At 61.2% G+C, this 13,226-nt stretch carries 14 protein-coding genes and 1 tRNA gene; 2 read left to right on the forward strand and 13 right to left on the reverse strand.

The annotated features are described in order from the left end of the window. The first annotated feature begins 24 nt into the window (after nucleotides 1-24). Complete coding sequence (gene csaB / locus SynRS9902_RS06975; RefSeq protein WP_186508466.1) at nucleotides 25-1,107, forward strand: polysaccharide pyruvyl transferase CsaB; 1,083 nt, start codon at nucleotides 25-27, stop codon at nucleotides 1,105-1,107. On the opposite strand, the gene SynRS9902_RS06980 is transcribed toward csaB, so the two are convergent. The 12 genes from SynRS9902_RS06980 to SynRS9902_RS07035 all read right to left on the reverse strand — a co-directional run bounded on the left by SynRS9902_RS06980 (nucleotide 1,064) and on the right by SynRS9902_RS07035 (nucleotide 12,170). Then, nucleotides 1,064-2,056 (reverse strand): ABC transporter ATP-binding protein, encoded by a 993-nt coding sequence (locus SynRS9902_RS06980; RefSeq protein WP_186508468.1) that lies wholly within the window; start codon nucleotides 2,054-2,056, stop codon nucleotides 1,064-1,066. The genes csaB and SynRS9902_RS06980 overlap by 44 nt on opposite strands. After that, nucleotides 2,053-2,868: a carbohydrate ABC transporter permease gene (locus tag SynRS9902_RS06985; protein ID WP_186508470.1), complete on the reverse strand. Its 816-nt coding sequence runs from the start codon at nucleotides 2,866-2,868 to the stop codon at nucleotides 2,053-2,055. The genes SynRS9902_RS06980 and SynRS9902_RS06985 overlap by 4 nt, the downstream gene beginning before the upstream one ends. 26 nt (nucleotides 2,869-2,894) lie before the next feature. After that, complete coding sequence (locus SynRS9902_RS06990; RefSeq protein ID WP_186508472.1) at nucleotides 2,895-3,761, reverse strand: carbohydrate ABC transporter permease; 867 nt, start codon at nucleotides 3,759-3,761, stop codon at nucleotides 2,895-2,897. After that, nucleotides 3,758-5,023, reverse strand: a complete 1,266-nt coding sequence (locus tag SynRS9902_RS06995) for an ABC transporter substrate-binding protein (protein WP_186508474.1) — start codon at nucleotides 5,021-5,023, stop codon at nucleotides 3,758-3,760. The genes SynRS9902_RS06990 and SynRS9902_RS06995 overlap by 4 nt, the downstream gene beginning before the upstream one ends. Further along, nucleotides 5,020-6,510 (reverse strand): glucosylglycerol-phosphate synthase, encoded by a 1,491-nt coding sequence (ggpS, locus tag SynRS9902_RS07000; RefSeq protein ID WP_186508476.1) that lies wholly within the window; start codon nucleotides 6,508-6,510, stop codon nucleotides 5,020-5,022. The genes SynRS9902_RS06995 and ggpS overlap by 4 nt, the downstream gene beginning before the upstream one ends. 52 nt (nucleotides 6,511-6,562) lie before the next feature. Then, nucleotides 6,563-7,123: a peroxiredoxin gene (locus tag SynRS9902_RS07005; protein ID WP_186508478.1), complete on the reverse strand. Its 561-nt coding sequence runs from the start codon at nucleotides 7,121-7,123 to the stop codon at nucleotides 6,563-6,565. A gap of 12 nt (nucleotides 7,124-7,135) precedes the next feature. After that, complete coding sequence (rpmB, locus tag SynRS9902_RS07010; RefSeq protein WP_186508480.1) at nucleotides 7,136-7,372, reverse strand: 50S ribosomal protein L28; 237 nt, start codon at nucleotides 7,370-7,372, stop codon at nucleotides 7,136-7,138. Between the two features lie 79 nt (nucleotides 7,373-7,451). After that, nucleotides 7,452-9,356 carry a molecular chaperone HtpG gene (htpG, locus tag SynRS9902_RS07015; RefSeq protein WP_186508482.1) on the reverse strand — a complete coding sequence of 635 codons (1,905 nt, stop codon included), beginning with the start codon at nucleotides 9,354-9,356 and terminating at the stop codon, nucleotides 7,452-7,454. Between the two features lie 104 nt (nucleotides 9,357-9,460). After that, nucleotides 9,461-9,685 carry a ferredoxin family protein gene (locus tag SynRS9902_RS07020; protein WP_186508484.1) on the reverse strand — a complete coding sequence of 75 codons (225 nt, stop codon included), beginning with the start codon at nucleotides 9,683-9,685 and terminating at the stop codon, nucleotides 9,461-9,463. 25 nt (nucleotides 9,686-9,710) lie between these two features. Continuing rightward, a complete protein-coding gene (locus SynRS9902_RS07025; RefSeq protein ID WP_186508486.1) occupies nucleotides 9,711-10,889 on the reverse strand; it encodes an ATP phosphoribosyltransferase regulatory subunit in 1,179 nt (392 codons plus the stop codon). 22 nt (nucleotides 10,890-10,911) lie between these two features. Further along, complete coding sequence (locus SynRS9902_RS07030; protein WP_186508488.1) at nucleotides 10,912-11,799, reverse strand: inositol monophosphatase family protein; 888 nt, start codon at nucleotides 11,797-11,799, stop codon at nucleotides 10,912-10,914. A 2-nt stretch (nucleotides 11,800-11,801) separates the two neighbouring features. Then, a complete protein-coding gene (locus tag SynRS9902_RS07035) occupies nucleotides 11,802-12,170 on the reverse strand; it encodes a 2Fe-2S iron-sulfur cluster-binding protein (RefSeq protein ID WP_114989241.1) in 369 nt (122 codons plus the stop codon). Between the two features lie 53 nt (nucleotides 12,171-12,223). Here SynRS9902_RS07035 and SynRS9902_RS07040 point away from each other — a divergent pair. Further along, nucleotides 12,224-12,310: transfer RNA gene (locus SynRS9902_RS07040), tRNA-Ser, on the forward strand. 88 nt (nucleotides 12,311-12,398) lie between these two features. Here the strand turns inward: SynRS9902_RS07040 and pstB are convergent. Then, nucleotides 12,399-13,220 carry a phosphate ABC transporter ATP-binding protein PstB gene (gene pstB, locus SynRS9902_RS07045; RefSeq protein ID WP_186508490.1) on the reverse strand — a complete coding sequence of 274 codons (822 nt, stop codon included), beginning with the start codon at nucleotides 13,218-13,220 and terminating at the stop codon, nucleotides 12,399-12,401. Nucleotides 13,221-13,226: the final 6 nt, after the last annotated feature.

A 13,226-nucleotide genomic window follows, 5' to 3' on the forward strand; every position in this document is an offset into this window, starting at 1 on the left:
CCCGGAGTGAACAGGCTGCCGCTCGTGGTCCGCCCCACTGCGCCTGTATTGCTGCTTTGCGGCTACTACGGAGAGCACAACCTCGGCGACGATGCCCTGCTTCAGGTGCTGGTGTCGTCTCTTTCCGAGCCGCATCAGCTGTTGATCACAGCCCGCGATCCAGCTCCCGTTCTGGCCTTGGCTCCGTCGGCGCAGACGGTGAACCGCCGTTCCCTACGGCTCTGTCTTCGTGCGGCCCTGAGAGCTGATGTTCTGGTGCTTGGTGGAGGGAGCCTGCTGCAGGACAGCACCAGCTTCAGCAGCCTCATCTACTACCTGCTTCTGATGACGGTTGCCCGCCTCGGTGGCGCCGAGGTGGTTCTCTGGGGACAGGGCCTTGGACCCCTGAAGCGTCGGATCAGTCGTTTGCTGGTTCGCACGGTGTTGCCCCTCTGCAAGGCAGCAAGTTGGAGGGATCAGCGCTCCTTTGATTGGGCCCAGCGTTGGGCCCCCAAGCTGCCGATGGTGCTGGCCGCCGATCCGGTCTGGCAGATGCCGGCGCGCCCTTGGCTTGGTGGCGACGCCATCGTGCTCAGCTGGCGTCCCACACCTTTGCTGGATTCCGCGGGCTGGCGTTGCTTGACGGAGGCTTTGGATCGGCTCAGTGCCGACTTGGATGCGCCGGTGATCTGGCTGGCCTTCCACCACCATCAAGACGCACCCCTGTTGCAGCACCTGAGTGATCAAGGACTGCTACCGGCGCGATTGAAGGCGCGCAGCTCAACCCTGGTGCCCGAGACCCTGGAGGCAGTATCCGATCTGGTGCAGCGGGCGCGCTTGGTGCTGCCGATGCGGTTGCATGCCCTGATCCTGGCTCGACTGGCCAACAGCCCCATGGCTGCCCTCAGCTACGACCCAAAGGTGGAGGCTGCAGCGGCCATGGCCACGGTGCCCTGCATCCCCTTGCGCTCGCTTCCATCTGTGGATGATCTGCTGAGCCTTTGGCAGGCCGAAGTGGCCCGTCCAGCCGATCCTGATCAGACCGAAGCCCTGCGCCGCCAGGCGTTAGCGCACAGCGCGCTTCTCAATCGGATGGCAGCCGATCTGACGGCAGCCGACGGCCGCTGACGGCATCGAAGCGATGCTCACAAGCGCTGGGCCAACTGATATGTGGCTCAGCCTCGATCGCTGTCTCTCCGGGGCAGACCAGCCGCAGGTCGCCGCGATCGCAGCGCACCAGCAGCATCTGGTTGGCTCCGAACCATTCACGGCTGAGGATCGTGCAGGGTGAGCCCGCGGGATCGAGCCTTAGATCGTCCGGTCGGATGCCGGTGATCACTCCATCTCTGGCTGGCAGCAGATTCATCTGCGGGCGGCCGATGAACTGGGCGACGTAGGTGCTGGCCGGTTGCAAGTACAGCTCGCGGGGTGTTCCGATCTGCTCAATCCTTCCCTCGCGCATCACAGCAATGCGATCCGCCAGCGCCATCGCCTCCTGCTGGTCATGGGTGACGTAAACCACAGGCTGCTCTCCGCCGATCATCAGGCGGCGCAATTGAGGCCGCAGGTCCTCACGCAACTGGGCATCCAGATTGCTCATCGGCTCATCGAGCAGATAAACGAGGGGGTCCCGCAACAGGGCTCGGGCCAGGGCAACGCGCTGGCGCTGGCCGCCGGACAGTTGTGAGGGCCGTTGCCGGGATTCGCCGCTGAGTTGCAACACCTCCAGGACGCCTCGGATCCGCTCATCGCGGGCGGCGGCGCTGCCGCCCCGCATGCGCAGCCCCAGTTCGAGGTTGTCCCACACATTTAGATGCGGGAACAGGGCATAGCTTTGAAACACCATCCCCACTCGGCGACGCTCAGCGGGCACGTCGACCATCTCCGCACCATTGATGCGAATCGACCCTTGGTCGGGGTGATCGAGCCCGGCGATCAGACGCAGGGCCGTGCTTTTCCCACAGCCGCTGGCCCCAAGCAGAGCGACGCATTCGCCGTTGGCCACATCGAGGTCGAGCTGGTGGAGAACCTGTCGCTCGCCGAAACGCTTGTTGATGGCCCGAAGTTGCAGTGTCATCCCTTGATGGCTCCGTTGGTGAGTCCACTGACGATCTGGCGCTGAAACACCAGCACCAGCACCAGAAGAGGAATGGCACCGAGCACGGTGGCTGCCGCGTAGGTGCCGTAGGGGACGGAATAGGTGGATGATCCCGCAATTCGGGCCATCGCCACCGGCAATGTGAGCAGATCGCTGCGGCTCAGCCAGGTGAGCGCCACGGGATATTCGTTCCAGGCGAACAGGAACACCAGGATTGCCGTGCTGGCGGAGGCCGGTGCAATCAAGGGGAGCAGCACCCAGCGCAGCCGCTGCCACAACGACAGCCCCTCAAGCTTTGCTGCGTCTTCGAGGTCGTTGGGCAGGGCTTCGAAGGCCGCGGTGAGCAGCAGCAGGGCCAGAGGCATCGACAAAGCGCTGTAGGGAATGGCGATGGCGATCAGGTTGTTGCCGAGGGCAAAGGTGCGGGCCAGTTCGAGCAGTGCCAGAAACAGCAGCACATAAGGGAACAGAGCGGCGCCCACCACGGCAGTGCGGAGGATTCCTTTCAACCGCTGAGGCAGCTTTGCCAGTCCGTAGGCGGCGGGGATGGCCAGCATCAAGTTGAGCAGTGTGGTGAGGGAAGCCACCAGGCTGCTGTTGAGTAGGTAACGCCAGAAGGGTGGATCTGTGCTGAGCAGATCCCGGTAGTTGTTGAGCGTCCAACGGCTCCAGAAGCTCAATTGGTCATTGACCAGAGCATCTGCGGTGGTGAAGGAACTCAGCAGCTGCCACAGCATCGGAGCGAGGGACCAGACCAGCAGCAGAGCAATCCAGAGGGAACGTCGTGTCATCGGTCCACGTGTCATCGATCCATGTGTCATCGGTCCAGGGACCTCAACAGACCGAAGCTCCTCAGCAGCAACGTGCCCGCAAGAATCAGCGCGGTCAGCAACAGGAATCCCGCGAGCATCACCGTGGCGCTGTAGCCGAAATCGAGGAAGCGCATGCCGTTGAGGTAGGCATAGAGGGCGATGCTTTCGGTGCTGCCGGCGGGACCACCCCCAGTCAGCACCTGCACCAGATCAAACACCCCGAAAGCCTGGGCCAGGCGGAACAGGAGGCTCAGCAGGATGTAAGGGAGCAGCAGCGGCAGGGTGACCCTGCGAAGCGCCTGAAGCGACGTTCCCCCTTCCAGGCGAAAGGCGCTGTAGAGGTCGTCGGGAATGCTCTGGAGTCCCGCCAGAAGAATCAGCGTGATGAAGGGCGTTGTTTTCCAGACATCCGCAAACACGGTCACCAGCCAGGTGATCGATGGGGTGGACAGCAGATCCAGGGAATTGAGGCCAAGGCTTCGTGCCAGCACCTCGATCGGGCCGTAGGGGGTGTTGAAGATCCAGCGCCAGCCCAGGGCCATCATCGTTGTGGGCAGGGCCCAGGGCAGCAGGGTCAGGGCGCGAACGGCCCCCCTGCCGCGCCAGCGTTGATGCAGCAGCAGCGCAATGGCCAGGGCCAACAGCAACTCCAAACCCACTGAGATCAGGGCGAATCGCGCGGTTTGTCCGGCATCCAGCCAGAAGCGCTGATCGGCCGCAAGTCGCCACCAGTTGGCTCCGCCGTTGGCCACCGGTTCGAGGCCAGTGAGAACGGAATCAGCGTGGAAGCTCAGCCATGCGTAGCGAAGCATCGGCCAGCCGAACACCACCACGATCAACAGCAGAGCAGGTGCAGCCAGGAGCATCGTCATGGCGTGGCTCCCGCAGCCCGCAGCAGAGTCTGGCTCCGCTGCTGACTAGTGGTCATGGCCTCATCGGCGGACCCGGCCGCGGTGAACAAGCCGTTGAGTTCCCGCTGCACCACATCGCTCAGCTGGGCATACAGCGGGGTAGGCGGACGAACCACCGCATGGTTCAAGGCCACCAGCAGATCCGGCAGCACGGGAGAGGCCTTCAGCATCTCGGGGTCGTTGAACAGATCCGCCTGGATTGGGGTGTAGCCGTTGTTGAGAAAACGCTGCCGCTGGGCGTCTTCGCTGGTGAGGTAGCGAATCGCTTCCACCGCTGCTTCCTTGTGCTGCGATTGGCGCATCAGGCTCAGCCCCCAGCTGCCGAGGGTGGCTCCGGGGCGTTCACCCGGTTGGGCCACCATCAGGCTGATGCCGACGTTGCCCTTCACCGCGCTGTCGTCCTTTTGGAGTTCAGCCCAGGCGTAGGGCCAGTTGCGCATCAGAGCGGCATCACCGGCCTTGAAGGCCTGAAGCGACTCCGCCTCGGCGTAATTGGTCACGGCGTAGGGGCTGACGCCTTCGCTGATCAGACCGTTCAACCAGGCTGCTGCGGCCGTTGCCTCAGGCGAATCGAGCTCCATGGCGTTGGTGGTGGTGTCCATCCAGTCACCGCCGAAGCCCTCCAGCACTTCAAGGAAGTCGCAGCTCAATCCTTCGTACTGACGCCCCTGCCAGACAAAACCGTTGGTAACGGCCTGGCTTTCAACCAAGCGTGCGGCAACCTCCACCAGCGCATCGGGCGTTGCTGGTGGCTGCTCCATCAGATCCGTGCGCCAGTAGAGCAGTCCCACATCGGCCACCAGCGGCCAGCGGTAGAGATGGCCTTCGTAGTCATTGCCCAGCCGAGCACCTTGCACCAGCTGCTCCTGGTCGCCTTGACCAAACCAGGGATCCAGGGCTTCCAGCCAGCCGGCGGCGGCATATTTCGGCAACCAGGTGACATCCATCAACAGCGCGTCGAACGGCGCATCACCGAGCAGAAGACTGCTGATCGCCAGGTCTGAAATCGATTCCGTGTTCAACGGTCCGCGAATCAATTTGAGATGAATCCGGCCGCGATGCTCGCGGTTGAAGGCTTTCACCAGATCGGCACTGGCATCGGTGAAGGAGGAGGGCATGAGGATGCTCACCTCCTCCGCGCGCGAGGAGGCTGATCCCACCAGAACACCCAGGGCCATCACCAGCGCCAAGGCACCGCCTGCGAGCCAGCGGCGCAGTTTCATTGCGGGGTGGAGGGCGACAGGCCAGACATCTGTTCCTCTGCCCAGTCGCTCACCGTGTAGTTCTCCACGGCATCGGTCATGCGGCTCATGCGGTCGCGCTGCTCGTCTTCATCCATTTCCAGTGCCGATTCGATGGCCTCATCCATGCGGCGATTGGAATAGGGATTGGTGAGCACGGCGCCATCCAGCACAACCGAGGCTCCGGTGAATTCCGAGAGCACAAGAACGCCGCCACGGTTGCGTCGAGCAGCGGCGTACTCCTTGGCCACCAGATTCAGGCCATCCCGCAGCGGCGTGATCCAGCAGACATCGGCATGGCAGAACCAGGCGATCATTTCGTCGTAAGGGATCCGGCGGGTGGAAAAGCGGATGGGCACCCAATCGATCTGGCTGAAGCGGCCGTTGATGCGTCCGGCCATCTCCTCGATTGATCGTTGGGTGTCTTCGTAGATCTTCATTCCACTGGCAGCGGCCACACAGGCCAGCATCAGCACCACCTGGCCGTGCAGATCCTTGCGTCGTTCCAACAGCCGTTCAAACGCCAGCAGCAACTCTTCGTTGCCCTTGGTGTAATCCACCCGACTGGCAGAGAGGATCAGTTTTCGTCCTTTTTTGGTGTCTTGAACAATCAATTCGCCATGACTTTCAACCGACGGGCTCCAGCACAATTCCTGAATCAGATCCGGTGAGGTGCCCACCGGAGAGCTGAGCAGCTGAATGGTGCGACCGTTGTGCTCGAGGTGACTGGTGACCGTGCCTTCCGAAAGAGCGGTTCCCACCTCAATGAATTTCTTGTCCACCGGCACTTTGGCCCCACGTTTGGCCCCCACCAGGGTTGTGGCGGCACGGGCAAAGTTTTCGGTGTAGCGGGGAATATGGAAGCCAACGACATCACAACAGAGCAAACTTTCCAGGATCTGCTCACGCCAGGGAAGGATGGCGAAAACATCATTCCCCGGGAAAGGAGTGTGATGGAAAAAGGCAATCTTCAGGTCTGGACGTTCGGCTCGGATGTATCCGGGAGCCAGCCAAAGGTTGTAGTCATGCACCCACACCGTTGCACCCTCGGCGGCTTCAGCGCATGCCGCCATGGCGAAACGTTTGTTGACCTCTTCAAAGATCTTCCAGTTCGCGTTGTTGACATTGAAATAGGTTGGAAACGTATGAAGAATTGGCCAGAAGCATTCTTTGGATGTGATGTGATAAAAACTGGAGATCTGTTCATCTTCCAGGGGGATTCGGCACAGAGTGAACGGCGAAGGGTGTTCCATCTCAAACCGTTCTGTACCTTCATTCGACTGATCGTCGACCCGTCTCCAGGCAATCCAGGTGCCTTTTTCGCAGCTACGGAAGAGGTTGCGAAGGGTTGGAATAATTCCGTTAGGGCTTTTCTGATCGACCCATATTCTTTTCCCGTTCTTGTCTTTTGATTCGTCGAACGGCGTGCGGTGATAGAGGATTACAAATGAACTCTGACCCGCACCCATTTATTCGATCAACGCTTCGTTCGTTCCACCATTCAGCAAAAGCCCTCTTTTGTCAAACGTCGGCTTTGGTCTGAAAAGACACCAACGCATCCAGCACCTCGCGGGCGTGACCGTTGGGTCGAACCGCCACCCAGCGTTCACGTAGGACCCCGTCTGGATCGATCAGAAAGGTGTGGCGTAGCGAGTACGGCGCCATCCACGACCCGTAGGCCTTGCTCACGGTCCCGTCGGGATCGGACAGCAGGGGGAAGCTCAATCCCTCGCTCTCACAGAAGGATTCATGGTCGTCAACGCTGTCGGCGCTGATGCCGATCACTTCCGCACCGGCTTGAAGGAAGTCGTTGTGAAGGCTTTCGAAGCCCCGGGCTTCGATCGTGCATCCGCCGGTGAAATCCCTTGGATAGAAGTAAACCGCGAGCCAGCGGCCGCGCAGATCACGGCTGCTCCATTGCTTCCGATCGGGTTCGGACTGGCTGGATCCGGGCAGATCGAAATCAGGCACGGTTGTGCCCGTTTCCAAAACAACACCCCCGAGGGCCGAGCCCCGCGAGGGTGTGAGCGTAAGAGCTGCAAGGAAAAGGCCGGACTTGACTAGTAATTCCCGCCGATTCACCCGTTCAAGATCTCAGATCTTGGCCAGATTAATGCCCAGAGACTTGGCGTAGGCGCCCAGACCTTTCTTCTGGATGGTTTTGAGGGCGCGGGTGGTGATACGCAGCTTCACCCAGCGGTTGCCTTCCGCCCACCAGAGACGACGCTGCTGCAGGTTGGCCTGCTGCAGCTTCTTGGTGCGGATGTGGGAATGGCTCACGGCCATGCCGTTGTTGGCGCGAGTACCGGTGAGCTGACACACCCGTGACATGACGATGTCCTTCTACTGAGAGGTTGTTTGGAGCTGAAAAGTCAGTTCCAAACAACCAATTTAGCAAAAGGTCTTCGGCTCAGAGTCCTCTCTGCATCAAGGCACCCATCAATTCAGCGCTGCGGGTCTGGAAACCGGCCAGCTCATTGGGCTCCAGCCCCCCGACTCCCAGGCGCGCCATGTCATACAGATGGCGGGCCACATCCTCGGCCAGGCTTGCGGTCGGCGATGTTTCCGCCGCTCCCACCAGCACGCCACCGGCACGCAACTTCAGCATCCCCTCCATAAGGGGGTGGCGCCGGTTCACCAGCAGCACGTGATGCTCGGGAAGGCCCGGCAGGCGTTGTTCCATCAAGGCGCCCATGTCGTTCAGCCGGCGCATCTGTTCCGGCAGAAGAATCATGGCCGGCGGTGCCCCCTCGGCTTTCAGGGCCTGCACCTGAACGGTCACTTTGTCGTTGGCCAGGGCCGCTTTGATCAGATCACGCAGTCGGTCTGACTCCGTGGTGCCGTCCTGATCGGTGAGTTCGGCATCGTTGTCCTTCAGGCTTTCGTCCAGTTCCGAGTCGACGCGCTGGAAGGTGAGTTCCTCATGGCGATGTTCCAGCCAGGGGATGAACTGGGTGTCGATTACCGTCTCTAGCTTCAGCACTTCCGCGCCCTGGGAGGTCCAGAGGTTGAGCGCACCGGCCTGGGCAACGTCATCGGTGCTGTAGAGCACACGCTTGTTCTGATCCGCGTCCAGTCGGCTGCGGTACCCCTCCAGGGTGGTGAAGGCACGGCCATCGCAGGCGATCGGGTCAGCGTCGTCCCCTTCCCCTGCTGCAGCGGTGGTGGCGAACAGGATCAGTTCAGACACCTGTTCGGCGAACTTCTCGTCCTCCATGGCGCCGATCTTCACGAAGGGTGCCAGGGCATCCCAGGCCTCGGCATAACCCTTGGGATCCTCCTTTTTCAGGCTCCGCAGCCGGTCGGACACTTTCTTGGCGACGAAGTTGCCGATGGAGCGAACGCGCCGGTCGGTTTGCAGAGCACTGCGGCTCACGTTCAGGGGGATATCGGGTGAATCGATCACCCCCCGCAGGGGCAACAGGTAGCGCGGAACGACCTCCTTGATCGAATCGCTGACGAACACCTGGTTGCAGTACAGCTTGATTTCCCCCTTCTCCCAGTCGGCACGTCCGGTCTGCTTGGGGAAGAAAAGAATGCCCTGGAGGTTGTAGGGATAGTCGGTGTTGAGGTGAACCCAGAGCAGGGGATCGCCCTGGAAGGGATAGAGGTAGTGGTACAGGTCGATGTAGTCCTGATCACTCAGGTCTCTGGCACTTTTGCGCCAGGGGGCATCCATCTTGTTGATGGTTTCCCCTTCCAGCTGCACCGGTACTGCCATGAAGTCGCAGTAGGTGTTGATCAGGGTGCGGATCCGAGCCGGTTCGAGATATTCGAGCTCGTCCTCCATCAGATGAAGGATCACGTCTGTGCCGGGCTGGTCTTTCTCGGCGGCAGTGAGGCTGAAGTTCGGGGAGCCATCACAGCTCCAGCGCACGGCCTCAGCCTCGGGCCGGGCTGAACGGGTCAGCAGCTCAACCCGCTCGGCCACCATGAAGCTGGAATAGAAGCCCAGGCCGAAGTGGCCAATGATGGCGTCGTTTTCCTGCTTGTACTTCTCCAGGAAATCCTCGGCGCTGGAGAAGGCCACCTGGTTGATGTAGCGCTTCACCTCATCGGCGGTCATGCCGATGCCGTTGTCGCTGATGGTGAGCGTTTTGGCTTCGCGATCCACACTGATCCGAATGGCCCCGTCATCCCCTTCAGTGCAATCGCCGGCCATCGCCGCCATGCGGCGCTTGCTGATGGCGTCAACGCCATTGCTCACCAGCTCCCGCAGAAACACCTCATGGCCGGAATAAACGGCCTTCTTGATGATCGGGAAAATGTTTTCGGTGTGGATCTGAATCTGACCCTGTTCCTCCAGCACCGCCATTCCTTTGATGTGAAAAACCAGACATTAGAGACAGGTTTTACCCGGGCTCAACGGCTGTTTCAGGGGGTTCCCCGTACCTTCGTGCCTACGTCCCTTGGCCCAGATCAGGGCGTCTTCTGCAGGTCAGGGCGCTCTTCAGCAATGATGGCTCCCTCAACGGGACACACCTGCAGGCAGATACCGCAATCGATGCAGGTGTCGAAATTGATCCAGTAGAAGTCAGTGCCCTTCTTGTTCTTTCCTTTGCCTTGGTCGATACAGGCCACAGGGCAGGCATCAACACAATCAGCGATCCCCTCGCAAACGTCAGTGACGATGGAATGAGCCATGGAGGTCTTGTTGCACAGCGGGATCCTAAGGATCGACCCAATCCAGCTGCAGACCACCCTGGGCCTTCGCATGCTGCTCAGCCTCCTGCTTGGACGCCAGGGCTTCCAGGGCCATCACAGCGGTGCGTCCCTGCTCGTGCCAGCCGCGCTGACGCTCCATCGCGGATTCCAGATTCGAGGCCGTTGAAAAAGCAACGAGAACATCGGACTGCTGGTGCTCGGCAGCTTCCATGTCTGAAATCAGTTCGCGGATCGGATCGATCGCGAGGCTGAACCCAGCGCCAAAGGCCCGGTCATCCGTTGCGCCGCAACGGCGCACCAGATCGTCGTAGCGGCCGCCGCGGGCAATCACCACCGGTGAACTGCGGCCATCACAGACCAGCTGGAACACCAGGCCGGTGTAGAGCTCGAAATGGGGTTGGAAGGTTGGGTCGAGCTGGATCGTCACCGCCTGAGCCTGAGCTGCCGAGGCGAGATGGGCACAGAGGCGCCGCAGCTCATCGAAGACCGGCTGTTCCCCGCAGAGACTGCCGAGCTGCGTCAGCACCTGGTCGGGGGTGCCACGGCAGTCCAACAAGGAGAGCAGCCTGGTCTTCTCAGCGTCGGCCAGATCGAAGCCCTCGATGGCCAACCGGTCGAAATCGATCAATGCCGTGCGGATCTGATCACGCAAAGCACCGCTGAACGGACGGAGCACCAGATCCATCAGAGCGGTGTGACCCAGCAACAGCCTTGGTTTCTGGCTGGCCTGCAGCCCCAGGGTCTGAACGGAGGCCATCAGCAGGCTGAGCAGCTCCATCTCCGCCTCGCTGCCACTGACGCCGAACAGTTCAACGCCGCTCTGAAGGTTTTCCTCAATGCACTGACCACCCTCATCGGCGGAACGGGTGCGGAACACCGTGCCAGAGGCCCAGAGCCGCAGCGGTCTCTGGCGATCCGCAAATCGGGTGCAGGCGGCTCTGGCGATGGATGCCGTCATCTCCGGGCGCAGCCCGAGGGGGTCATCAGCCACCAGACGAACAATGTCTGAGCTGTCGATGGCACCGCCGGCCATCAGGGTGGCCAGGCGTTCCACCCGGGGTGGCGAGACCTCGTCGTAGCCCCAGAGGCGGTAGACCGACGCCAGACGTTCCGTCAGCTGTCGGTTGGTCTCCACCTGACGTGGATTCAGATCCTTTGCGCCAGCTGCAGGTTGCAGCGCCATCTCACGTCCTCTCGGCCACGCCTCAGGATCCCATGGCCGTGACCTCGGGCGCTCCGAAGGCGGCTCCAGGCAGTGGTTGCACCTGAGACAGCCCCTCGGTGATCGCCGCATGCAGGCTGGGGCCAGCGGCAACGACCCGGCCACTGGAGAGGTCGAAGGGTCGATTGCCATAGCCGGTGACGGTTCCACCGGCCAGATCCACCAACGCCACGCCAGCGGCCAGATCCCAGGGAGACAGGCCCCGTTCCCAATAGCCGTCCTGGCGGCCAGCGGCCACAAAGGCCAGGTCCACCGCAGCAGCACCGCCCCGGCGCACGCCGTGGGTGCGATGGGTGAACCAGCAGAACTCGGCGTAGTTGTTGTCGAGTCGGGTGTGCCGGTCGTAGGCGAACCCGGTGACCAGTAGGGAGTCTTCGAGCCGATCACAACTGCTCACCTGCAGTGGTCTGTCGTTGCAGAACGCTCCGACCCCCGGTGCCCCCCAGTACATCTCCTTGAGAAAGGGCACAGCGATGGCCCCGAGAATGGGCTGCTGGCCCAGGGTGAGTCCGATCGAGGTGGCAAAAAAGGGGTAGCCGTGGGCGAAGTTTGTGGTCCCATCGAGGGGGTCAACACACCACCTCAGGCCGTCCTGCTGACCGGCTGCCCCGCTTTCCTCCGCCAGCACGGCAATCTCAGGGGTTTGCTCCGCCAGCAGATCCAAGACGATGCGTTCGGCAGCAAGGTCGGCATTGGTGACCAGGTCGCCGATGCGGCCTTTGCTTTCGATGGACGCCAGGCGCCCGTAGTGGTGCATCAGTTCCTGGCCACCGGTATCGGCCGCTGATCGGGCCACGCCGACAAGACGCTCCAGATCGCTTGGGCTGAGACCGGCTTCGTGGGCGGCACGGGTGCAGATCGATTTCGGCATGTTCACTCCTCCTCGAGGGGAATGCGAGCAGTGACGCGCCCTTTGCCGAAGTGGCGACCGAACTGGAGCTCGTACACCTCATCCTCATCCTGGGTTTCAGCCTCCAGGGGCCCGATGGCGCGGGCCACGCAGAGCAGGCCGTAGCCCTTGTCCCTCAGCTCCCGCGACAGACCCATGGCTTCGCGCTGGTCGAGGTTGCCGCTCTGCACGCGAACGGCGCACTCCGTGCAGCATCCGTTTCTGCAGGAGAAAGGAAGTGGGTCACCCTGCTCTTCGAAGCTGTGAAGGATGTAGTCCCCCTCAGGGACGTCATGGGTGATGGTGCGACCCTCCTGGCGCCAGTGAATCGTGATCCTGTGGCTGGGACGCATGAAGGTCTGCTGGCAGTGCCCTGCTACATTCTCACCTGCCCCATTTAGCCGGTGGAGAGCTGGCCGAGTGGTCGAAGGCGCAGCACTGGAAATGCTGTATAGGGGCAACTCTATCGAGGGTTCGAATCCCTCGCTCTCCGCTTCTCCGGTCCTGAAGGACCGGATTTTTTTTGCCCTTCTCTAGGCCTGAAGGCCCAATTACGGCCTTGCCTGGGGCCGGCTCGGCGATCAGCCGAAACGACCGGAGACGTAGTCCTGGGTGGCCTGCTGTTGGGGGGCGTTGAAGATCTTGTCGGTCTCGTTGAATTCCACGAGGTAACCCACCTTTCCGGTTCCGCCTTCAACGGCCTCTGCGTTGTAAAAGGCGGTCATGTCGCTGACGCGAACGGCCTGCTGCATGTTGTGGGTGACGATCACGATGGTGAAGCTCTTCTTGAGCTCATGCATCGTCTCCTCGATCTTCAACGTTGAGATGGGATCAAGGGCTGAGCAGGGCTCATCCATGAGGATGACCTCTGGCTGAATCGCGATCGTGCGCGCGATGCAGAGGCGCTGCTGCTGTCCGCCGGAGAGCGAATACCCGCTTTCATTCAGCTTGTCTTTGCACTCATCCCAAACCGCCGCCTGGCGGAGGGAACGCTCAACAAGCTCATCCATGTCTCCGGTGTAGCCGTTGATGCGAGCGCCGAAGGCAATGTTTTCGTAGATGCTTTTCGGGAATGGGTTGGGTTGTTGGAACACCATTCCGATCCGGCGGCGCACTTCCACCGGATCAATCCTGGGCCCGTAGAGGTCTACACCTCCAAACAGGATGCTTCCCTTCAGTGAGCAGCCTTCGATCAGATCGTTCATCCGATTCAATGAACGAAGCACCGTGGACTTTCCACATCCGGATGGGCCAATGAAGGCTGTCACCTTGCCGCGGGGAATCTCGCAGTAGACGTTTTTGACGGCTTCGAAATTGCCGTAGCTGATCGTGACGTTCTGTAGGGAAAGGGCGACGTCTGCGTTGTGGGACTCGGTGGCTTTGGGCTGTTGAAGAGTCGTCATTGTTTT

Origin of the sequence: Synechococcus sp. RS9902 (genome assembly GCF_014279635.1) — a bacterium.
GTDB lineage: Bacteria > Cyanobacteriota > Cyanobacteriia > PCC-6307 > Cyanobiaceae > Parasynechococcus.

Bases quoted from the DNA above. Each gene is read 5' to 3' on its own strand.
- SynRS9902_RS06980 (WP_186508468.1), bottom strand. From the start codon at position 2,056: ATGACACTGCAACTTCGGGCCATCAACAAGCGTTTCGGCGAGCGACAG.
- SynRS9902_RS06985 (WP_186508470.1), bottom strand. From the start codon at position 2,868: ATGACACGACGTTCCCTCTGGATTGCTCTGCTGCTGGTCTGGTCCCTC.
- SynRS9902_RS06990 (WP_186508472.1), bottom strand. From the start codon at position 3,761: ATGACGATGCTCCTGGCTGCACCTGCTCTGCTGTTGATCGTGGTGGTG.
- SynRS9902_RS06995 (WP_186508474.1), bottom strand. From the start codon at position 5,023: ATGAAACTGCGCCGCTGGCTCGCAGGCGGTGCCTTGGCGCTGGTGATG.
- ggpS (WP_186508476.1), bottom strand. From the start codon at position 6,510: ATGGGTGCGGGTCAGAGTTCATTTGTAATCCTCTATCACCGCACGCCG.
- rpmB (WP_186508480.1), bottom strand. From the start codon at position 7,372: ATGTCACGGGTGTGTCAGCTCACCGGTACTCGCGCCAACAACGGCATG.
- htpG (WP_186508482.1), bottom strand. From the start codon at position 9,356: ATGGCGGTGCTGGAGGAACAGGGTCAGATTCAGATCCACACCGAAAAC.
- SynRS9902_RS07020 (WP_186508484.1), bottom strand. From the start codon at position 9,685: ATGGCTCATTCCATCGTCACTGACGTTTGCGAGGGGATCGCTGATTGT.
- SynRS9902_RS07025 (WP_186508486.1), bottom strand. From the start codon at position 10,889: ATGGCGCTGCAACCTGCAGCTGGCGCAAAGGATCTGAATCCACGTCAG.
- SynRS9902_RS07030 (WP_186508488.1), bottom strand. From the start codon at position 11,799: ATGCCGAAATCGATCTGCACCCGTGCCGCCCACGAAGCCGGTCTCAGC.
- SynRS9902_RS07035 (WP_114989241.1), bottom strand. From the start codon at position 12,170: ATGCGTCCCAGCCACAGGATCACGATTCACTGGCGCCAGGAGGGTCGC.
- pstB (WP_186508490.1), bottom strand. From the start codon at position 13,220: ATGACGACTCTTCAACAGCCCAAAGCCACCGAGTCCCACAACGCAGAC.